The organism is Kitasatospora sp. NPDC029367, assembly GCF_055569135.1.
The window spans coordinates 148,667-167,818 of the sequence record NZ_JBVHYH010000003.1; the positions used below are offsets into that span (position 1 = coordinate 148,667).

A 19,152-nucleotide genomic window follows, 5' to 3' on the forward strand; every position below is an offset into this window, starting at 1 on the left:
TCAGATGAGGGAACCCGGCACTCCGACCGGGGCCGGGCGCGAGCCGAGCCGACGCAGGCGTTCCGCCCGGGTTGTCCCACTCCGATCCAGCGGCCGTCCCGCCTCCCGGTCCGTGCCGGCCGGGGCCGGACCCGCCCCGCACCAGGCCACCCAGGCGAAGGAGGAGAGCATGCGCATCACCGGCGACCACACGGCGCTGGCCATCGAAGGCCGCCTCGACGTGCGCACCGCCGCCGACGCGCGGGCAAGGCTGCACCAGGCCGTGGACGGCGGCCTCGGCGACCTCGTGCTCGACCTCGGCCGGCTGGAGTTCTGGGACGCCACCGGCCTTGGCGTGATCATGGGCACCCACCGGCGGGCCGGCCGGATCGGCCGCCGGCTCGTGCTGCGGGCCGTCCCCGCTCAGCTCCAGCGGCTGCTGGTGGCCACCAAGTTGCACCGCATCCTCACCGTCGACGGCGGGATCCCCGAGGTCCAGGCCTCCTGACGCCCGTTCCGGGGGCGTACGGAGCGGCTCGCGGAACGTTCCGCACGCCTGTTCACGCGCCCTCGGGCCGCCCGCCGCGACCGGGCCGGGCCCGACCGGCCCCGCCGGCCTTCACCTTCCCCGCACCGGACCGCACTGCACGGCCGGGCCCGGATGTGCAAGAGTCTGCCCGTCAGACGACGGCCGCCCGGGGCCGGCTGCCCACAGCCCGCCCGCGGCCGCGACCGAGACGTGTGCCGGCCGGCGCGGGGCGCCGGCGGCCGAACACGATGCGGAGCAGAACGTGGCACAGCCATCCGGGGAGTTCCGGCAGGAGGCCGCCCGCACCCGCGGCGGCGAACTGGTCTCCGGCGCCCTGCTGGTCGGCGTCGGCGCCCCGGACGGCTCCGAGGCCCGGCCCTGTCCGGAGGAGTGGCGGCCCCGCCCGCGCCGGATCGAACGCAGCGAGCCCGCCCGCGGCCCGGTCGGCGGCGTCGGCCGGGCGGTCGGCCCGCTCGCCCTCGGCGCCGGCCCCACCGACCTGCCGCTGCTCGACCGCGAGGCCGACATCGCCGAACTCCTCGGCCTGCTCGCCGAGGGCCGCTCGATACGCCTGGTCGGGCAGGCCGGCTCGGGCCGCAGCACCCTGCTGTCGGCCGTCGCCGAGGCCGCCGCCGACCTCGCCCCCGGCGGCGTCGTCCAGCTCTGCGGCCACCGCCGCACCGCCGCCGACCTGCTCCAGGACCTCTTCGCGGCCACCCACCACGCCCCCGGCTACCGCCCCGACCCGGCCCGGCTGGCCGCCCACCTCGCCGGGGTCGCCGCGGTCGTCGTGATCGACGAGGCCGAACCCGCCGGCGACGAGCTGGAGCAGCTGCTCGCCGCCGCCCCCGGCTGCGCCTTCCTGATCTCGGTCGCCCCCGGCTGCCCGCCGCTGCCCGCCGACTCCCGGCTGCGCGACCACCTCGTCCCCGGCCTCTCCCGGCCCGCCTGCCTGGCCCTCACCGCCCGGCTCGCCGGACGGCCGCTGGACGCCGCCGAGAAGGCCTGGGCGGTCGACCTCTGGTTCGAGTCCGAGGGGCTGCCGCTGCGCTTCGTCCAGGCCGCCGCGCTGCTGCGGCAGCGGGACGTCGCGGTGGACGCGCTGGTCGCCGCCGAGGAGGACCGGCTGGACGTCTTCGGCGCGGTCGACGAGCCCGCCCACGACCCCGACCCGGCGATCCGGGAGAACGCGCTGCGGCGCACCGTGCCGCTGCCCTCGGTCGCCGAGACCGCCTCGCCCGCCGTCCGGCTCGCCGAGGGGCTCGGTGAGTCCGCGCAGGCCGTGCTGCGGCTGGCCGTCGCGCTCGGCGGCGAATGCCCCACCGCGCCGCACCTGCCCGCGCTGATCGACGTCGGCCAGGGCGAGAGCGCGCTGGCCGAACTCGCCGACGCCGGGCTCGCGGTGTCCATCGGCGGGCACCACCGGCTGACCGCCGGGGCGCTCGAACTGCTCGCCCCGCACTGGCCGGCCCGCGGCTGCGTGGACGGCGCCGCCCAGCACTTCGCCTGGTGGGTCGGGCACAGCTCGGTGTCGCTGGCGCAGATCGCCGCCGAGGCCGAGGTCCTGATCGGCGTGCTGCTCGCGGACCGCACGGCCGGGCGGCACGAGGCGGTCGTCCGCCTGGCCAGGGCGGCCGCCCCCGCCCTGGCGCTGGCGCTGCGCTGGGGCGCCTGGGAGCGGGTCCTCCAGCTCGGCCTGGAGGCGGCCCGGCGGACCGGATCGACGGTCGACCAGGCCTGGTTCCACCACGAGGCGGGCGTGCTCGCGATCTGCCTCCAGCAGCCCTCCCGGGCGATCGCCGAACTGGAGACCGCCCTCACCCTGCGGGCCACCGCGGGGGAGCCGCGCGGGGTCGCCGCCGCGGGCCGGATGCTCGACCTGCTGCGTGCCGACGGCCGTCAGCTGCCGGCCGCCGCGACCGCCGCGGCGGCGTCGGGCCGCGGGCCGGTGATCCGGAAGATCGCCGCCCGGGTGCCGGCCGGCCTCAAGGCCAGGGCCGGGCGGCGGCGCAAGGTGGTGGTGGCCTCCGCGGCCCTGCTCACCTTCGGGGTGCTCGGTACGGCGGTGGCGATGAGCCTCACCGGGCCCGAGGAGCACAAGGCGAAGGACCCGCACGGTCAGCTGGACCAGGTCGGCGACACCGGCAACGCGCCGATGCCGGTGCCCTCCGCCGACGCCTCCCCGGGCACGGCCGGGGCGGGCGGCACCGAGCCGGGCGGCCCGGCGACGGGGGCCGGTGCGGAGCCCTCGGCCAGCGGGAGCGCCTCGCACTCGCCGAGCGCCACGCCGTCGAAGCGGCCGAGCTCCTCGCCGGGGGCCACCGGCTCGGCGGCCCCGCAGCAGTCGCAGCAGCCCGTCCCGGGGCAGCCGCAGCCGTCGGAGCAGCCGCCGGGGCCGAAGCCCGGCGGGTCGGGCGGGGGCGGCAACGGCGGGGGAGGCGGCGGTCAGACCGGTGGCGGCAGCGGTGGCGGGACCGGCAACTCGCCGTCGCCGAGCCCGTCCGCGACGACGGCCAAGCCGAGCCCGACGTCGACCGCGTCCGCCAGTCCGACCGGTCAGCCCAGCCCGACGTCGAGCACGTCGGGCTGACCGGTCAGAACAGCTTGAGCTTGTCGTCGTCGATGCCGCGCAGCTCGTCGTAGTCCAGCACCACGCAGCCGATGCCCCGGTCGGTGGCCAGGACGCGGGCCTGGGGCTTGATCTCCTGCGCGGCGAAGACGCCCTTGACCGGGGCCAACAGCGGGTCCCGGTTGAGGAGTTCGAGGTAGCGGGTGAGCTGCTCGACGCCGTCGATCTCGCCGCGGCGCTTGATCTCCACGGCCACCGTGGCGCCGTCGGAGTCGCGGCAGAGGATGTCGACCGGGCCGATCGCGGTCGGGTACTCGCGGCGGATCAGCGACCAGCCGGTGCCGAGCACCTCCATCCGGTCCGCGAGCAGCTCCTGGAGGTGCGCCTCGACGCCGTCCTTGATCAGGCCCGGGTCCACCCCGAGTTCGTGGGAGGAGTCGTGCAGCACCTCCTCCAGCGTGATGATGAGCTTCTCGCCGGCCTTGTTCTCCACCGTCCAGACCCCGTCGGCCTCCTTGAGGACGCACGGCGGGGACATCCAGTTGAGCGGCTTGTAGGCGCGGTCGTCGGCGTGGATGCTGACGCTGCCGTCGGCCTTGACCAGGATCAGCCTGGTGGCGGAGGGCAGATGGGCGGAGAGCCGACCGGCATAGTCGACTGAGCAGCGGGCAATTACGAGACGCACGGTCGACCACGCTAGCCCACCGGGGCCAGTTGATGCGATTCCGAGACGACCGGGTGAAGAAAGCGCGAACCCCGCGAACATGGAGGTTCGGCGGACCCGACGCCGCTCGCCGCGCTCTGGCGTACGCCCCCCTGGGGTCGCTACGGTGTGTGACGCTACGGATGCGGGGTCGCTGTCAACGGGGATGGAGACTTCAGATGAACGATCCGACGGGATCAGGCCAATCTGGTGCACCACGGCGTATTTCCGGAGCAATCCGTAGGAACGACCGGCCTGCTCCGCCGTTGACTGCCACGCTGTTCTGACGCGGTCGGTGTTCAGGACGTCACGTCCCGTGGCGCCGCCGCCTTCGCAACAGGTGCCGGAAACCCCCGTTCGACGGTGTTCCGGACACCGCCTGCGATTTCGCCCACCCTCCCTGTGAGCTTGGACTACGCACGACCACCCGGGCGCCGCGCGGGTGGACCGCGAGAGGAGAATCCATGTCGCTCGACGTCTCACCGGCCCTGCTGGAAAAGGCCGAGCGGGGCGAGGTCGACGAGCGGGAATTCGTCGACTGCGTCCGCGTCTCGCTGCCGTACGCCTGGGACCTGATCAGCTCGCTGGTCGCGCAGGCCAAGGTCGACGGTACCGACTTCGCCGACAACCAGGTGCCGCCGCCCAGCGAGCAGGCCCGTGGCCAGCTGCTGCGCGCCCTGGCCAGCGATGCCATCCGGGGCGCCCTGCAGCGCCACTTCGGCGTCCGGCTGGCCTTCCAGAACTGTCACCGGGTGGCGGTGTTCGTGCCGTCGGAGGCCAACGAGGCGCGGTACGACCGCTTCACCTCCGTCCGGGAGCAGCTGCTCAACCAGTCCGAGGAGCTGCGGGACTGCTGATCCGGCCGGAGCCGGCCGTCCCGTCCCCCGGTGCGGGGGGAGGGGCGGCGGTCCGGGTCCGGGGGTCAGCCCAGCTGCGGCAGCACCTCGGAGCCGAGCCGGGCGATGTTGTGCAGGGTCGCCTCGCGGTCGCCGCTGCCCTCCGCGAGCAGGGCGAAGCGGCGGATCCCGGTGCGCTCGGCGGTGGCCAGCAGCCGGTCGGCGCACTGCTTGGGGGTGCCCACCGCGTGCAGGTCGCAGAGCAGTTCGGTGTACTGGTGCGGGTCGCGCATCTTGCGTTCGCGGCCGTCCACGGTGCGGTGGGCGCCGAGCCCGTACTCGAACCAGCCGGGCATCGCGTTCAGCAGGGTGGCCCGGGCCGCCGAGGTGCGGTCGTCCACCTGGGCCACGCCCGCCGCGACGTGCTGGCGGGTCACCCGGCGCAGCTGCTCCTCGCCCCGCCCGGCGGCCAGCCAGGCGGCGCGGTAGAGCTCCAGCATCCGCATCTTGTCGTCGTCGCCGGAGTGCATGCCGAGCAGCATCGGCAGGCCGCGCTCGGCGGCCAGCCGCACCCCGCCCGGGGAGGTGCAGGCGACCACCACCGGCGGGCCGGCCAGCGGCCGTCCGCTGCGGTCGCGTTCCTCGGCGAGGCCGTCGGCGTCCTGGCGCTGGCGGGGGAAGCGCACCGGGCCGGAGGGCTCGTCCAGGCCGAGCCAGCTGCCCAGGCCCGGTCGGCGCACCGACTCGGTGGCCCGCGGCACCACCGCGACCTCGGGGAAGGAGAACTGCGGTCCGTCCGCGCCGACCCGGGAGCCGCGCAGCCAGCGCAACAGCAGGTCCAGCCGCTCCGGGAAGCCGGTCTCGAAGGCCTCCACCCCGCTGCCGAACACGTCCAGGTCGATCCACGGCCCGCCGCGGCCCACCCCGAGCGTGAAGCGCCCGCCGGAGGTGAGGTGCAGCAGCGCGGCCTGCTCGCCGAGTGCCACCGGGTGGCTGGTGGAGAGCACGCTGACGGCGGTGCCGATGCCGATCCGGCGGGTGCGGCCGAGCAGCAGCGCGGCGAGCGTCGCGGCATCGGGGCAGACTCCGTACGGGACGAAGTGGTGCTCGGCCAGCCAGACGCTGTCCAGGCCCGCGCGTTCCGCCTCGACGGTGGCCCGGACGGTGCGCTCCAGCACCTCGCCGTGGCTCTGCCCGGGGAACTGCGCGGACAGCAGGAACGCGCCGACCCGTACCGGGGCGGTGTCCGGCGGCAGTGCGCCGGTGCGCTGGGCGGCGGTCAGCGGTTCGCCGGTGACGGCCAGCGGCGGTACGGAGGTGAGCGCCGGGCCCGGGGCGGGCGGGCGCACGCCGACCGGGCGGCGGGTCTCGGCGCGCGGGCTGGTCTTGGTCATCCTGGGGGCCTCCTCGGGTGCACGCAGGGTCTGCGGGCCCCGCCTGTCCACTCGTGGGTATCCGATGTCATGTGCCAATGGCACGCCGAACCCCCGATTTCCCCGATGATCGGGTGGATCTCGGCAAAAACCCCGGACGGGCCGGCCGAAGCCGTGATAGAGGCCGAGAAAAGGGTTTGACACCCTTAGGCTGGAGCGACTTCGAGCCCCCGGAAGAGAGGCAGACCGCCGTGCCCCGCCGCAACCGGATCAAGAGCGCCGCCGACCGCGAGAACGCCGAACCGGCCGCCGCCCCGCTCGGCGGTTCGCTGCGCCGCACCGAGAACTACCAGGGCGACGACTGGGTGGTGCAGACGGTCGCCGGGACCTCGGGGCGGTTCTACCGCTGCCCGGGCTGCGACCAGGAGATCCCGCCCGGGGTGGGCCATGTGGTGGCCTGGCCGATGCACGGCGGCGGGGTGGACGACCGGCGGCACTGGCACCGGGCGTGCTGGGGAGCGCGGGAGCGCCGGGCCTCCAACCTGCTCCGGGGCCGCGGCGCTCCGCGCTACTGAGTCCGCCGAGCCGTCACGCGTCCCGGTTCTTGAGCACCAGCGCGCCGCCGACCAGCGCGGCCGCGGTCCAGGCCAGGCAGATCGTGAAGCCCGCCCACGGCCCGTACGGCTGGCCGTTCTGCTCGTACACCAGCAGCATCCGCGAGCCGGCGTAGTCGGGGAAGTAGTGGGCCAGGGTCTTGACCTTCGGCACCGCCGAGAGGATCGGCGAGAGCAGGAAGAAGAACGGCACCAGCACGCCCAGGGCGAGGGTCTGGTTGTGCAGCATGGCGGTGACGCCGGCCGAGAACAGGCAGAGCATCGTCAGGTAGAGCGCGGCGCCGAGCACCGCGCGCAGCACGTTCGGCTCGCCCAGGGTGGTGGAGTGCGAGCCGAGCAGCGCCTGGCCGACGAAGAAGGTGACGAAGGCGGTCACCAGCGAGACCGCCAGGGCCAGCCCGCCGAGCACCAGCGCCTTCCCGGCCAGCAGGGTGCCGCGCTGGGGGACGGCGGCCAGGGTGACCCGGATCATGCCGCTGCTGTACTCGTTGCCGATCGCCAGCACCCCGAAGACGATGATGGCCAGCTCGCCGAGCATGATGCCGGAGAACGCCGTGCCGGTGGCGTCGAACGGGGTCACCTCGTGGCGTCTGAACTCGGTGAAGTTGTTGTTGGTGAGCAGGGACAGCAGCGCGCCGATGCCGACGGTGACCACGAAGGCCAGCGCGAGGGTCCAGACGGTGGAGCGGACGCTGCGGATCTTCGTCCACTCGGAGCGCAGGATCGCCGGGAAGGACGTCATCTCAGTTCTCCTCCTGCCGCGCCGCCGCGGTCGGCCGGGCGCCGTCCGCCTTCCAGCCCGCGCCCCACTCGCCGGGTGCGCCGGCGGCGTCCCGGCCGGGCCCGTCGCCCGCGTGGTACTCCACCGAGTCCGCCGTCATCTGCATGAACGCCTCCTCCAACGAGGCCTGCTGGGGGCTGAGTTCGTGCAGCACCACGCCGTGCGCGGCGACCAGTTCGCCGAGCCGGGCGATGTCGCCGTCGACCACCTCGTACGAGCCGTCGGGGCCCGGTTCGTACCGCAGGCCGGCGCCGGCCAGCACGTCGAGCAGGCGCTCGGGCTGCGGGGTGCGCAGCCGGACGGCGGAGCGGGAGTTGCGCCGGATGAACTCCGGCATCGCCAGGTCGGCGAGCAGCCGGCCCTTGCCGATGACCACCAGGTGGTCGGCGGTGACGGCCATCTCGCTCATCAGGTGGGAGGAGACGAAGACGGTCCGGCCCTCGCCGGCCAGGCGCTTCATCAGGTTGCGGATCCAGAGGATGCCCTCCGGGTCGAGGCCGTTGACCGGCTCGTCGAACATGACGATCTCCGGGTCGCCGAGCAGCGCGGAGGCGATGCCCAGGCGCTGGCCCATGCCGAGCGAGAAGCCGCGGGCGCGCTTGCGGGCGACCGGGGTGAGGCCGACCAGGGCGAGCACCTCGTCCACCCGGCCGACCGGGATCCGGTTGCTCTGGGCGAGCCAGAGCAGGTGGTCGCGGGCGGTGCGGCCGGGGTGGACGGCCTTGGCCTCCAGCAGGGCGCCGATGTACTTGAGCGGCTCGCTGAGCTGCCCGTAGCGCTTGCCGTCGATGGTGACCCGGCCGCTGGTGGGGCGGTCCAGGTCGAGGATCATGCGCATGGTGGTGGACTTGCCCGCGCCGTTGGGCCCGAGGAAGCCGGTGACCACTCCCTGGGGGACCGAGAAGCTGAGCCGGTCCACCGCGAGCGTCTTGCCGTAACGTTTCGTCAGGTCGTGCAACTCGATCATTGGCGCTCCCTTGCTCTCTGGCAGGCTAGGACAAAGCGGATATCGCGGCCCGCTGAGTGGGCCCGTCGGGCGCGCCGCAATACGGTGGCTGCATGAGCCAGCTCCCCTCCGCAGTGTCCGTCCGCGAGAGCGGTACCGGAACACCCCTCGTGCTGCTGCACGCCTTCCCGTTGAACGCCTCGATGTGGTCCGCCCAGCTGGACGCGCTGCCCGGACTGACCGGGGACGAGGTCCGGGTGCTCGCCCCCGACCAGCGGGGCTTCGGCGGGACCGAGCTGGGCACCGACGAACCCTCGCTGGACCTCGTCGCCGACGACCTGGCGCTGCTGCTGGACGCGGCCGGGATCGACCGCGCGGTGGTCGGCGGACTCTCCATGGGCGGCTACGTGGCGCTCGCCTTCGCCCGCCGCCACCCGGACCGGCTGTCCGGCCTGCTGCTGGCCAACACCCGCGCCACCGCGGACCTGGACGCCGTGCGGGCCAACCGGGAGCGGATCGCCGCCGCCGTGACCGCCCGGGGCAGCGTCCAGCTGCTGCTGGACGAGCAGGTCGCGGCCGGGCAGCTGGGCCCCGACTCCCAGCACCTGGTGGAGCGGGTGCAGGCGATGGTGGCCGCCGCGCCGCCCGCCTCCGTCGCGTGGGCCCAGCGGGCCATGGCGGCCCGTCCGGACTCCCTGGAGGTGCTGGCCGGGCTCCGGGTGCCGGTGGCGTTCCTCGCGGGCGCCCAGGACGCCCTGGTGGCGCCCGAGGAGGCCGAACTGATGCACCGGGCCCGCCCGGACGCCGAGCTGACCGTCGTCCCCGGCGTGGGCCACCTGAGCGCCATGGAGTCCCCGGGCGCGTTCGACGCCGCCGTCCGCCGGCTGCTCGCCCGGGTGGCCGCCGGATGAGCCCGGACGCGGCGGGCTGGGACTTCTCCGCGCTGGAGGTCACCGGCCGGATGCCGGTGACCAACCGCGGCGAGGGGCTGGTGGAGCTGACCCTGGAGCCGCTGGGCGAGGACTACTGGATGCGCCCCGGCGAGACCTTCATCGTCACCTCGTACGGCGACTACGGCTCCGGGCACCCCTTCGAGGTGCAGTACTGGCCCGACTCGGTGTCGGTCTGGTGCACCTCCTGGTACGGCACCGTGTCGGACGACGAGGGGAACCAGCTCAGCAGCGGGCACCAGCGGCCCGACGGGGCGTACCCCCGGTAATTGCCCCCGAGGTGATGACGGGCGGACGCACGACAGGCCCTCACCCGGGCGGGTGAGGGCCTGTCGGACGACCGCGTCAGCGGCTGCGTCAGCGCGACTGCTGGGCGGGCACGCCCATGGTGTCGTCGTTCGGCAGCGAGGCGGCGGCCACGGCCGCGCCGGTCAGCGTCGCCAGCATCTCGCGGACGTTGGTCAGCTGGGCGTTGATGCTGTCGCGACGGTTGGTCAGCGCCGCCAGCTCGCGCTCGGACTCGCTGCGGATGCGGTCCGCCTTGGCGTTGGCGTCCGCCACGATGTCCTCGGACTGGCGCTGGGCCGTCTCGACGGTCTGGCGGGCCCGGCGCTCGGCGTCGGTGCGCAGCTTCTCGGCCTCCAGGCGCAGCTGCTCGGCCCGGTGCTCGATCTCGGCCAGGCGCTTCTCGGCCTTGGCCTGACGGGCGGCCAGGTCGCGCTCGGACTGCTCGCGGCGCTTGGCCAGGTTCGTCTCGAACTCCAGGGCGGCCTGGGCGGCCTTGGTGCGGGTCTCCTCGAAGAGGGCGTCCGCCTCCTCGCGCTTGTTCTGGGCGTCCTTGTTGGCCTCGGCGCGCAGCTGGGCGGAGTCGCTCTTCGCCTTGTCGACGATCCGCAGCCCCTCGTCCTCCGCCTTGGCCTTGCGGTCCTTGGCGTAGTTCTCGGCCTCGGTGCGGACCTGCTGGGCGGCGGCCTCGGCCAGCTCGCGGTGCTGCTCGGAGGCGCGGTGCGCCTCGTCGCGCAGGTCCTTGGCCTCCTCCTCGGCGAGCCGCAGGATCTTCTCGACCCGGGCGCCGAGGCCGGCGTAGGAGGGCTCCTGCTCGGCGACCGCCGCCTGGGCGGTCTGGGTTTCGAGGTGGAGCTCCTCGATGCGCTTCTCCAGTGCGCTGATCCGGGTCAGGGCACTGTCACGGTCGGCCACCAGCTTGGTGATCCGCTCGTCGACCTGGGCGCGCTCGTACCCACGGCGTACCAGGTCGAAGCCGTGAGGGGAGTGACTGTCGCTCATGGGACTCTGGGCTTCCTGTCGTCAAACCGCTGAGGTGGTTGAGGGAATCCTGACACGGTACCGGAGTGTCGACGGCGAAATGCCGTTGTCTCACGGACAATGACCGCCAATGTCCGCTCAATCGGGTGGTGCGTTCTTGGAACGATTGCCACCCGACCGGGGGGAGCCAACTCCGGCACCGGCCTTGGCGCCCCCGTCCTTCTTGGTGTTGCTTCCCCCGTTGACCTGGGCGACCGGTGTCGGTGCCTCGAACGCCTCCAGCGCCGAGAGCACGTCCTGGACCCTGGAGATCTCGGTGTTGATGTCCTTGCGGCGGCGCACCAGTTCGTCCAGCTCGCGCCGGCCCTCCTCGGTGACCCGCTCGGCCTCGGCCTTCGCCTCGGCGATCAGTCGCTCGGCCTCCGCCTTCGCCAGCTCGATCTGCTCGTCCGCGGTGCGGTCGGCGTCGCGCAGCCGCTTCTCCGCCTCGGCGGCCGCGCCGTCGAGGCGCTCCTCGGCCTCCGCCTCGGCCGCGCGCAGCTTGGCCTCGGACTTCGCGATCAGCGACTCGGCCCGCTCGGTGGAGTTGGCGAGCTTGGTCTCCGCCTCCTTGAGCAGCCCCTCGGCCTTGCGGACGGCGGACAGCCGGACCTTGCTGGCCTCCGCGGACGCCTCCGAGGTGAGCTCGGACGCCCGCTCCTCGGCGGCCGCGACCAGGGCGGCGGCGCGGTCCTCGGCCTCGGCGACGGTGGCCACCGCCTGCTCCTCGGCCTCGGTGAGCTGTTCCTGGGCGGCCGTCACCAGCGCGTCCACCCGCTCGCCGGCCGACTTCATGGCCGCCGCGTTCTCCTTGCGGGCCCGCTCGTGCAGCGCCTCCACCTCGGCGTCGGTGCGCTCGCGCAGCTCCTCGGCGCGCTCGCGGATCGCGGTGGCGTCCCGGCGGGCCTCGGCGAGCAGCGTGTCGGCGTCGGCGCGGCCCTTCTCGACCTCGGCCTGACCGGCCGCCTCGCCGGCCGCGACCAGCCGGTCGGCCTCCTTGCGGGCGGCGGCGACCATCGCGTCCGCCTGCTCCTCGGCGGCGGCGGTGGTGGCCAGCGCGGTGGTCTGGGCGTCCTCGCCGAGCGACTCGGCGTCGGCGAAGGCCTTCTCCAGCACGGACTTGGCGCGGTCCCGGGTGGCCTTGTCGAACTGCTCGGCGGCCTCCCGGGTCTGCGCGTCGTAGGCGTCGGCGCGGGCGTGGGTGGCGGCGTCGTACTCGTCGGCCAGGGTGCGGGTGGCCAGTGCGTACTCCTCGGCCTCGGCGCGCAGCCCGGCGGCCAGCTCCTCGGCCTCGGCGATCGTCCGCCGGGCCTGGGCGTCGGCGTCGGCGACCGTACGGGCGGCCTGCGCCTCGGCGTCCGCGCGCAGCTGCTCGGCGGCCTCCTGGGCGGCCCGCAGTTCGGCCTCGGCCTCGGCGCGCAGCTGCTCGTCGTAGGCCTGGGCCTCGGCCCGCTGCCGGCCGAGCTCGGCCTCGACGGCCTCGCGCTCGGCGGTGAGCTCCAGCTCGGTCTGCTCGCGCAGGGCGGTGGTCTCGGCCTCGGTCCGGGCGCGCAGTTCGGCCGTCTCGCGGTCGGCGAGCTCGCGCTGTTCGGCCGTCTCGCGGTCGGCGAGCTCGCGCTGTTCGGCCGTCTCGCGGTCGGCCAGCTCGCGCACCTCGGCGGCGTACCGGTCGGCGGCCTCGCGCTGCTCGGTGGTCTCCCGCTCGGCGAGCTCGCGCAGCTCGGTGGCGTCCTGCTCGGCCCGCTCGCGGGTGTCCGCGGCCTCCTGCTCGGCGGTGGCCCGCAGCGCGGCGATCTGCTCGGCGGCGGCCTCGTGCAGGCCGGCCACCGACTGGCGGACCTCGGCGGCCTCGTCCTCGGCGGCGGAGACCAGCTCGGCCCCCTCGGCCCGGGCGGCGGCCACCACGTCCTGGCCGTCGGCACGCGCCTGCTCCAGCGCGGCAGCGGCCTCGGCGCGGATGGCGTCGGCGGTGGCGCGGGCCTCGGACAGCTCCCGGCCGGCCTCGGCCCGGACCGTCTCGGCCTGCTCCTCGGCCAGCGCCAGCTCGGCGGCGGCCTTCTCGCGGGTGGCCTTGGCGTCCTGGGCGGCCTCGGCCCGGCGCTGCTCGGCGGCGGCGTCGGCCTGGGCCAGCAGCTCGTCGGCCTCGGCGCGGTGGTCGACGGCGTACTGCTCGACCTCGGTGCGCAGTTCGGCGGCGTGCTGTTCGGCTTCGGTGCGGACGCGGTCGGCGTAGGCCTCGGCGCTCTCGCGCTGCTGGGTGGTCTCCTGCTGGGCGAGGGCGCGCAGTTCGGCTGCGGCCCGTTCGGCCTCGGCGCGCTGCTCGGCGGCGTACCGCTCCGCCTCGGCGCGGTGGTCGACGGCGTACTGCTCGACCTCGGTGCGCAGTTCGGCCGCGTGCTGTTCGGCTTCGGTGCGGACGCGGTCGGCGTAGGCCTCGGCGCTCTCGCGCTGCTGGGTGGTCTCCTGCTGGGCGAGGGCGCGCAGCTCGGCCGCGGCCCGTTCGGCCTCGGCGCGCTGCTCGGCGGCGTACCGCTCCGCCTCGGCGCGCTGCTCGGCCGTCTCGCGGTCGGCGCTCTCGCGCTGCTCGGCGGCGTACCGGTCGGCGGCCGCGCGGACCTCGGTGCTCTCCCGGGCGGTGCGCTCGGTCAGCTCGGCGGCGCCCTGCTCGGCCTGCTCGCGGGCGGCCCGGGCGGCGGCCAGCTGCTCGGCGGTCTCCTCGCGCTCGCGCTGCAGCCCGGCGGCGGCCTCCTCGCGCTCGCGCCGGCTCTCCTCGCGCAGCGCGTTCGCGGCGGCCTCGGCCTCGGCCCTGGCGCGGGCGGCCTCGGTGTCGGCCTCGGTGCGCACCCGCTCGGCGTCGGCGACCGCGGCGTCCCGGACGGCGTTCGCCTCGGCCTGGGCCTCGGCGGCCAGCGCCTCCGCGGCGGCGGTCGCCTCGGCACGTACCCGCTGGTCGAACTCGGTTGCGTTGCGCCGGAGTTCGGCGGTCTCGCGCTCGGTGGCAGCGCGGTTCTCGGCGGCCGCGGCCTTGGCGGCGGCCACCGCGTCCTGGCCCTGCTGCTCGGCGGCCGAGGTGATCTTCTCGGCCTCGGTACGGGCCCGGGCCAGGGTCTGCTCGGCCCGGCCCTGGGTCTCGGCGGCCTGCTCCTGGGCCTGCGCGCGCAGCCGCTCGACCTCCCCGGCGGCACCGGCGCGCAGCTCGTCCGCGTCGGCCTTGGCCTTGGTGAGCAGCTCCTCGGCGTTCTTCGCCGACTCCTCGATCTGCAGCACGGCCTGGCGGCGGGCCTCGCTGCGGACCCGGTCGGCCTCGGCGGCGGCCTGGGCGCGCAGCTCCTCGGCCTCGGCGCGCAGCCGGGCCGCCTCGTCCTGCATCTGCTCGATCCGCTCGCGGATCGCGGCGGCGTCGTCCAGGGCGGCGTTCTGCGCCTGCTCGACGGCGGCCTGGGCCTGCTCGCGCAGCCGCTGGGCCTCGGCCTGCGCCTCGGCGCGGATCCGCTCGGCCTCGGCGGCGGCCTCGCCGCGGGCGGTCTCGGCGTCCTGGTTGGCCCGGCCGAGCACCTCCTCGGCGGTCTTGGCGGCCTTGGCGAGGTGGACGGTGGCGTCCTTGGCGCCGGCCGCGCGGCCCGCCTCCTCGGCCTCGCCGCGCAGCCGCTGGGCGTCGGCCTCGGCCTGGGCCCGCAGCTCCGCCAGGTCCCGGTCGGCCTGGGCGCGCAGCTCGGCGATCGCCGCCTCGGCCTCGGCCTTCAACTGGGCGGCGACCGACTCGGCGGTGGCCCGCAGCCGCTCGCTCTCCTCGGCGGCGGCGGCCCTGGCGGCGTCCGCCTCGGCCTGGCGGGTGGCGGCCTCGCTGCGGATCGCCTCGGCCTCGGCCCGGATGGCCTCGGACTCCTTGGTGGCGTTGGCGACCAGCCGGGCGATCTCGGCCCGGGCGGTCTGCGAGCGCTGCTCGGTGGCGGCCTCGCCGTCGGCGACCTTGCGCTCGGCGGCGGCCTCGGCGTCGGCCTGGAGCTGCTCGGCGGCCTGCTCGGCCTGGATCCGCAGCTCGGTGGCCTCCCGGCGGGCGCGCTCGGCCTCGGCGAGCGCCGCGTCGCGCAGCCGCTCTATCTCGGCCTTCGCGGCGCCCAGCTGCTGCTCGGCGCGGGCCTGCTCGGCGGCGGCCTGCTCCTTGAGCCGGCCGATCTCGGCCTGGGCGGCGGCCAGCTGCTGCTCGGCGGCGGCGTGCGCGGCGGCCAGCTCCTGCTGGGCCTGGCCCCGGGCCGCGTCCACGTCGGCGGCGGCCTGGGCACCGGCCTGCTGGGCGTGCTCGGAGGCGGCGCGCAGCAGTCGCTCGGCGTCGTTCTGGGCCTTCTGGAGGGCGGCCTCGGCGGCGGCCTGGGCCTCGCCGCGGGCGGCGTCCACGTCGGCGGCGGTCTGGGCGCGGGCGTGGTCGGAGAGGGCGGCGGCCTCGGCGCGGGCCGCGGCGACCATCCGCTCGGCCTCGGCGCGGGCCTCCTGCAGCAGGCGCTGGGCCTCCTGCTCGGAGCCGGACCGGGTCTGCTCGGCCCAGCCGTTGACGTGCTGCTCGGCGGAGCGGCGCAGCTCGGTGAGCTCGTCCTCCAGCTGGCGGCGGCGCGCGGTGAGCTCGGCCTCCAGCCGGGCAGTGCGCTCGGCGGCCTCGGCCATGATCCGCTGGGTGGCGGCCTGGGAGTCACGCAGCTGGCGCTCGGCGTCGGCGCGCATCTGCTGGGCCTGCATCTCGGCGGTCCGGAGCATCTGCTCGGCCTGGCCGGAGACGGCGTCGAAGGCACGCGGCTGGGCGAGCATGCGCCGGGATTCGTGCAGCTTGGCCCGGAGCACCTCCACCTGGTAGGCGAGGTCCTCGGCATGCTCGACGGCCTTGTCCCGCTCCTTCCGAGTCCGACCCATCTCGGCCTCGAACTGGGAGAGGTGATCATCAACCTCGTAGCGGTCGTTGCCCCGCACTCCGCGGTCCCATCCATCTCCTGGTCGCGTCCTCGACCCGGCCGGTCCCGGCCACCCGTGTCCGGGGCCCTGGTCCGACTGGTCCTTGCATCCGCGGTCACCGGACGACCCGCTGCCAAGCCGGAGCCGTCCGCCGCGGTCGTCGGAGTCCTGGTCGCGGGAGCGCGGATGTACCGCGTTCCCCCGTCCGGGTGGACTCCTGGGCGAACTCTTGCCTGTGGAGAATGGTGACAGATCCGTCTTGCGACTGTTCAGCCGTGCCCGCGTACTGGACTCCCCTGCGACGGGCCGACCACCGGAGGGCGGACAGGCCTGTCATCGGCCGTGCCCGCCGCCTCCGTCCCCCGGAGCCGTCGCGCACCTGGGCATTGTAGTGGGCGCGCACCACGGGGGAATGGCCGCGTAGGGGTTTTCCGGCCGCCGGACCAGGTTACTGACGGGTCGCTAGGGCCCGATTCCGTTGTGCCGCCCGGGAGCGGGCGGCACCGCGGGTGGTTCCGAGGTCGTTTCAGTGCCCTTCGTGCTCGCCAGGCTGGGCCGAGGTGACCAGCTCGGTCAGCACGCCGCCGCAGTCCTTGGGGTGGAGGAAGGTGATCCGCGAGCCCATCGAGCCGATCCGCGGCTGGTCGTACAGCACCCGGACGCCCTTGTCACGGATCGCCTCGGAGTCGCCGTCCACGTCGGCGGTGCCGAAGGCGATGTGGTGCACGCCCTCGCCGTTCTTCTCCAGCCACTTGGCGACGGTGGAGTCCGGGCGGGTGGGCTCCAGCAGCTGGAGGTACGAGGCGCCGCCGTCGTCCGTGCCGTTGATCCGGAGCATGGCCTCGCGGACCCCCTGCTCCTCGTTGACCTCGGTGTGGAACACCTCGAAGCCGTAGGTCGCGCGGTAGAACTCGACCGTCTTGTCGAGGTCTCGGCAGGCGATGCCGATGTGGTCGATGCGGGTCAGCACGGCGCCTCCAGGGGCGGTGGACGGACAGGTGGCACCCAGTGCAGCGTACGGCGCCGAGGCGGCGCCAGTGCCGGACGTGCGAGCCTGCTCACACGCCGGGAATCACCCGGACGTTCACCCGGATCGTATTGACACGGTGTTGACTGGACGGTGCCAGTGCGCTCGATCACACCGTCGCTCCGGTGACGGGCGGAACACAGGTCAGTACCCTGAGCGCATCCTCACCACCTGGCCACGACGTGCGAAGGGGCCCGTCCCATGACCAACACCACCTCTGTGATCGTTGCCGGTGCACGGACCCCGATGGGCCGCCTGCTCGGTTCCCTCAAGGGCTTCTCCGGTGCCGACCTCGGCGGCTTCGCGATCAAGGGCGCGCTGGAGCGGGCCGGCATCACGGGTGAGCAGGTCCAGTACGTGATCATGGGCCAGGTGCTGCAGGCCGGCGCCGGCCAGATCCCGGCCCGCCAGGCGGCCGTCAAGGCTGGCATCCCGATGAACGTCCCGGCGCTGACCATCAACAAGGTCTGCCTCTCCGGCCTGGACGCCATCGCGCTGGCCGACCAGCTGATCCGGGCCGGTGAGTTCGACATCGTGGTGGCCGGCGGCCAGGAGTCCATGACCAACGCCCCGCACCTGCTGCCGAAGTCCCGCGAGGGCTACAAGTACGGCGCGGTCGAGGTGCTCGACGCGATGGCGTACGACGGTCTGACCGACGCCTACGAGAACATCCCGATGGGCGAGTCCACCGAGAAGCACAACACCCGCCTGGGCATCGCCCGCGAGGTGCAGGACGAGATCGCCGCCGCCTCCCACCAGCGGGCCGCCAAGGCGCAGGCCGACGGTGTCTTCGAGGCCGAGATCGTCCCGGTCGCCATCCCGCAGCGCCGCGGCGAGCCGGTGCTGTTCAGCCAGGACGAGGGCATCCGCGCCGACACCACCGTGGAGGGCCTGGCCAAGCTGCGCCCCGCCTTCACCAAGGACGGCACGATCACCGCCGGCACCTCCTCGCAGATCTCCGACGGCGCCGCCGCCGTGGTCGTGATGAGCAAGGCCAAGGCCGAGGAGCTGGGCCTGACCTGGATCGCCGAGATCGGCGCCCACGGCAACGTGGCCGGCCCGGACAACTCGCTCCAGTCGCAGCCGTCCAACGCGATCAGGCACGCGCTGGGCAAGGAGGGCCTGGAGGTCTCCGACCTCGACCTGATCGAGATCAACGAGGCCTTCGCGGCCGTCGCCCACCAGTCGATGAAGGACCTCGGCGTCTCCGCCGACATCGTCAACGTCAACGGCGGCGCGATCGCGCTCGGCCACCCGATCGGGATGTCCGGCGCCCGCGTGGTGCTGACCCTCGCGCTGGAGCTGCAGCGCCGCGGCGGCGGGGTCGGCGCGGCCGCGCTGTGCGGCGGCGGCGGCCAGGGCGACGCGCTGATCGTGCGCGTGCCGAAGGCCTGACCCGCGCTGCGGCCGGACAGGCCGTAGACGTGACCCCGGGGCTGCGGACCGCCACAAGTGGCCCGCGGCCCCTTCGGCATCTGCCGTCGTTCGCAGCCGTACGCCGCCGCCACCCGCCGGCATCCGCGCAAGGAGCTCCTGATGATCGATGTCGCCACGCTGGTCGAGCAGGCCCGGGAGGGCCGGCCGCGGGCGGTCGCCCGGCTGATCACGCTGGTCGAGAACGCCGCCCCGCAGCTGCGCGAGGCGATGGCCGCGCTCGCGCCGTACACCGGGCAGGCGTACACGGTGGGCCTGACCGGCTCGCCCGGGGTGGGCAAGTCCACCTCCACCTCGGCGCTGGTCTCCGCCTACCGGCGGCTCGGCAAGCGGGTCGGGGTGCTCGCCGTCGACCCGTCCTCGCCGTTCTCCGGCGGGGCGCTGCTGGGCGACCGGGTCCGGATGCAGGACCACGCGACCGACCCCGAGGTGTTCATCCGCTCGATGGCCACCCGCGGGCACCTGGGCGGGCTGTCCTGGGCGGCGCCGCAGGCGCTGCGGGTGCTGGACGCGGCCGGCTGCGAGGTGATCCTGGTGGAGACCGTCGGCGTGGGCCAGTCCGAGGTCGAGGTCGCCGCCCAGGCGGACACCGCCGTGGTGCTGCTGGCCCCCGGGATGGGCGACGGCATCCAGGCTGCCAAGGCGGGCATCCTGGAGATCGGCGACGTCTTCGTGGTCAACAAGGCCGACCGGGACGGCGCCGACGCCACCGCCCGGGAGCTCAACCACATGCTGGGCCTGGGCGAGGCCCGCGAGGCGGGGGACTGGCGCCCGCCGATCGTCAAGACCGTCGCGGCCCGCGGCGAGGGCGTGGACGAGGTGGTCGAGGCCCTGGAGAAGCACCGCGCCTGGCTGGAGGAGACCGGTGAGCTGGCGGCGCGCCGCCGCCGTCGGGCTGCCCAGGAGATCGAGGCGATCGCGCTGGCCGAGCTGCGCGCCCGGATCGGCGACCTCTCCGGCGACCGCCACCTGGCCGGCCTGGCCGAACGGGTGGTCAACGGCGAGCTGGACCCGTACGGCGCGGCCGACGAGCTGGTCGCGGGCCTGACCACGGGCTGAGCGGCTTCGCCCGGTGCGGGGGGGGGGGGGGGGGGGGGGGGGGGGCGGGGGGGGGGGGGGGGGGGGGGGGGGGGGGGGGGGGGGGGGGGGGGGGGAGGGACGCTGG

The 19,152-nt window shown here is 75.0% G+C and carries 15 protein-coding genes; 8 read left to right on the top strand and 7 right to left on the bottom strand.

The genetic code is table 11. The features are described 5' to 3' along the window. The first annotated feature begins 169 nt into the window (after positions 1–169). On the top strand, positions 170–487 hold the full coding sequence (locus ACZ4W5_RS03895; RefSeq protein ID WP_360233655.1) for an STAS domain-containing protein: 318 nt from the start codon (positions 170–172) through the stop codon (positions 485–487). A 283-nt stretch (positions 488–770) separates the two neighbouring features. Then, positions 771–3,098, top strand: coding sequence for an ATP-binding protein (locus tag ACZ4W5_RS03900; RefSeq protein ID WP_465652590.1), 2,328 nt, complete (start codon positions 771–773; stop codon positions 3,096–3,098). Between the two features lie 4 nt (positions 3,099–3,102). Here the strand turns inward: ACZ4W5_RS03900 and nucS are convergent, their stop codons facing one another. Then, the gene (gene nucS, locus ACZ4W5_RS03905) at positions 3,103–3,762 is read right to left on the bottom strand and encodes an endonuclease NucS (protein WP_360233661.1); all 660 of its coding nucleotides are present in this window, start codon (positions 3,760–3,762) and stop codon (positions 3,103–3,105) included. Positions 3,763–4,244: 482 nt separating this feature from the next. Here nucS and ACZ4W5_RS03910 point away from each other — a divergent pair, with 482 nt between their 5' ends. Further along, positions 4,245–4,637, top strand: coding sequence for an SCO5389 family protein (locus tag ACZ4W5_RS03910; RefSeq protein ID WP_350504362.1), 393 nt, complete (start codon positions 4,245–4,247; stop codon positions 4,635–4,637). 65 nt (positions 4,638–4,702) lie between these two features. Here the strand turns inward: ACZ4W5_RS03910 and ACZ4W5_RS03915 are convergent, their stop codons facing one another. Further along, a complete protein-coding gene (locus ACZ4W5_RS03915) occupies positions 4,703–6,010 on the bottom strand; it encodes an LLM class flavin-dependent oxidoreductase (protein WP_360233665.1) in 1,308 nt (435 codons plus the stop codon). Positions 6,011–6,240: 230 nt separating this feature from the next. On the opposite strand from ACZ4W5_RS03915, the gene ACZ4W5_RS03920 reads away from it, so the two are divergent. Beyond that, positions 6,241–6,564, top strand: coding sequence for an ATP/GTP-binding protein (locus ACZ4W5_RS03920; RefSeq protein ID WP_402481150.1), 324 nt, complete (start codon positions 6,241–6,243; stop codon positions 6,562–6,564). A 13-nt stretch (positions 6,565–6,577) separates the two neighbouring features. Here the strand turns inward: ACZ4W5_RS03920 and ACZ4W5_RS03925 are convergent, their stop codons facing one another. Next, positions 6,578–7,345, bottom strand: coding sequence for an ABC transporter permease (locus ACZ4W5_RS03925; protein WP_360233671.1), 768 nt, complete (start codon positions 7,343–7,345; stop codon positions 6,578–6,580). Between the two features lies 1 nt (position 7,346). Continuing rightward, the gene (locus tag ACZ4W5_RS03930; RefSeq protein WP_360233674.1) at positions 7,347–8,351 is read right to left on the bottom strand and encodes an ABC transporter ATP-binding protein; all 1,005 of its coding nucleotides are present in this window, start codon (positions 8,349–8,351) and stop codon (positions 7,347–7,349) included. Between the two features lie 92 nt (positions 8,352–8,443). Between ACZ4W5_RS03930 and ACZ4W5_RS03935 the strand changes: the two genes are divergently transcribed. Then, entirely contained in the window at positions 8,444–9,241 is a 798-nt protein-coding gene (locus ACZ4W5_RS03935) for an alpha/beta fold hydrolase (RefSeq protein ID WP_465652594.1), read from the top strand. Continuing rightward, the gene (locus ACZ4W5_RS03940) at positions 9,238–9,549 is read left to right on the top strand and encodes a hypothetical protein (RefSeq protein WP_360233680.1); all 312 of its coding nucleotides are present in this window, start codon (positions 9,238–9,240) and stop codon (positions 9,547–9,549) included. Before ACZ4W5_RS03935 ends, ACZ4W5_RS03940 begins: the two co-directional genes overlap by 4 nt. 88 nt (positions 9,550–9,637) lie before the next feature. On the opposite strand, the gene ACZ4W5_RS03945 is transcribed toward ACZ4W5_RS03940, so the two are convergent. The 3 genes from ACZ4W5_RS03945 to mce form a co-directional block, all read right to left on the bottom strand. Next, positions 9,638–10,567 carry a coiled-coil domain-containing protein gene (locus ACZ4W5_RS03945; protein ID WP_188306039.1) on the bottom strand — a complete coding sequence of 310 codons (930 nt, stop codon included), beginning with the start codon at positions 10,565–10,567 and terminating at the stop codon, positions 9,638–9,640. Between the two features lie 117 nt (positions 10,568–10,684). Then, complete coding sequence (locus ACZ4W5_RS03950; RefSeq protein WP_465652597.1) at positions 10,685–15,544, bottom strand: hypothetical protein; 4,860 nt, start codon at positions 15,542–15,544, stop codon at positions 10,685–10,687. A gap of 508 nt (positions 15,545–16,052) precedes the next feature. Next, positions 16,053–16,496 carry a methylmalonyl-CoA epimerase gene (mce, locus tag ACZ4W5_RS03955; RefSeq protein ID WP_360233683.1) on the bottom strand — a complete coding sequence of 148 codons (444 nt, stop codon included), beginning with the start codon at positions 16,494–16,496 and terminating at the stop codon, positions 16,053–16,055. Between the two features lie 258 nt (positions 16,497–16,754). Between mce and ACZ4W5_RS03960 the strand changes: the two genes are divergently transcribed. After that, positions 16,755–17,948, top strand: a complete 1,194-nt coding sequence (locus tag ACZ4W5_RS03960) for an acetyl-CoA C-acetyltransferase (RefSeq protein WP_360233686.1) — start codon at positions 16,755–16,757, stop codon at positions 17,946–17,948. A gap of 141 nt (positions 17,949–18,089) precedes the next feature. After that, positions 18,090–19,046 carry a methylmalonyl Co-A mutase-associated GTPase MeaB gene (meaB, locus tag ACZ4W5_RS03965; protein WP_360233689.1) on the top strand — a complete coding sequence of 319 codons (957 nt, stop codon included), beginning with the start codon at positions 18,090–18,092 and terminating at the stop codon, positions 19,044–19,046. Positions 19,047–19,152 lie beyond the last annotated feature (106 nt).

Coding starts and splice junctions, on each gene's coding strand:
- ACZ4W5_RS03915 (WP_360233665.1), bottom strand. CDS start 6,010: ATGACCAAGACCAGCCCGCGCGCCGAGACCCGCCGCCCGGTCGGCGTG.
- ACZ4W5_RS03930 (WP_360233674.1), bottom strand. CDS start 8,351: ATGATCGAGTTGCACGACCTGACGAAACGTTACGGCAAGACGCTCGCG.
- ACZ4W5_RS03945 (WP_188306039.1), bottom strand. CDS start 10,567: ATGAGCGACAGTCACTCCCCTCACGGCTTCGACCTGGTACGCCGTGGG.
- ACZ4W5_RS03925 (WP_360233671.1), bottom strand. CDS start 7,345: ATGACGTCCTTCCCGGCGATCCTGCGCTCCGAGTGGACGAAGATCCGC.
- meaB (WP_360233689.1), top strand. CDS start 18,090: ATGATCGATGTCGCCACGCTGGTCGAGCAGGCCCGGGAGGGCCGGCCG.
- ACZ4W5_RS03935 (WP_465652594.1), top strand. CDS start 8,444: ATGAGCCAGCTCCCCTCCGCAGTGTCCGTCCGCGAGAGCGGTACCGGA.
- ACZ4W5_RS03940 (WP_360233680.1), top strand. CDS start 9,238: ATGAGCCCGGACGCGGCGGGCTGGGACTTCTCCGCGCTGGAGGTCACC.
- ACZ4W5_RS03895 (WP_360233655.1), top strand. CDS start 170: ATGCGCATCACCGGCGACCACACGGCGCTGGCCATCGAAGGCCGCCTC.
- ACZ4W5_RS03910 (WP_350504362.1), top strand. CDS start 4,245: ATGTCGCTCGACGTCTCACCGGCCCTGCTGGAAAAGGCCGAGCGGGGC.
- ACZ4W5_RS03960 (WP_360233686.1), top strand. CDS start 16,755: ATGACCAACACCACCTCTGTGATCGTTGCCGGTGCACGGACCCCGATG.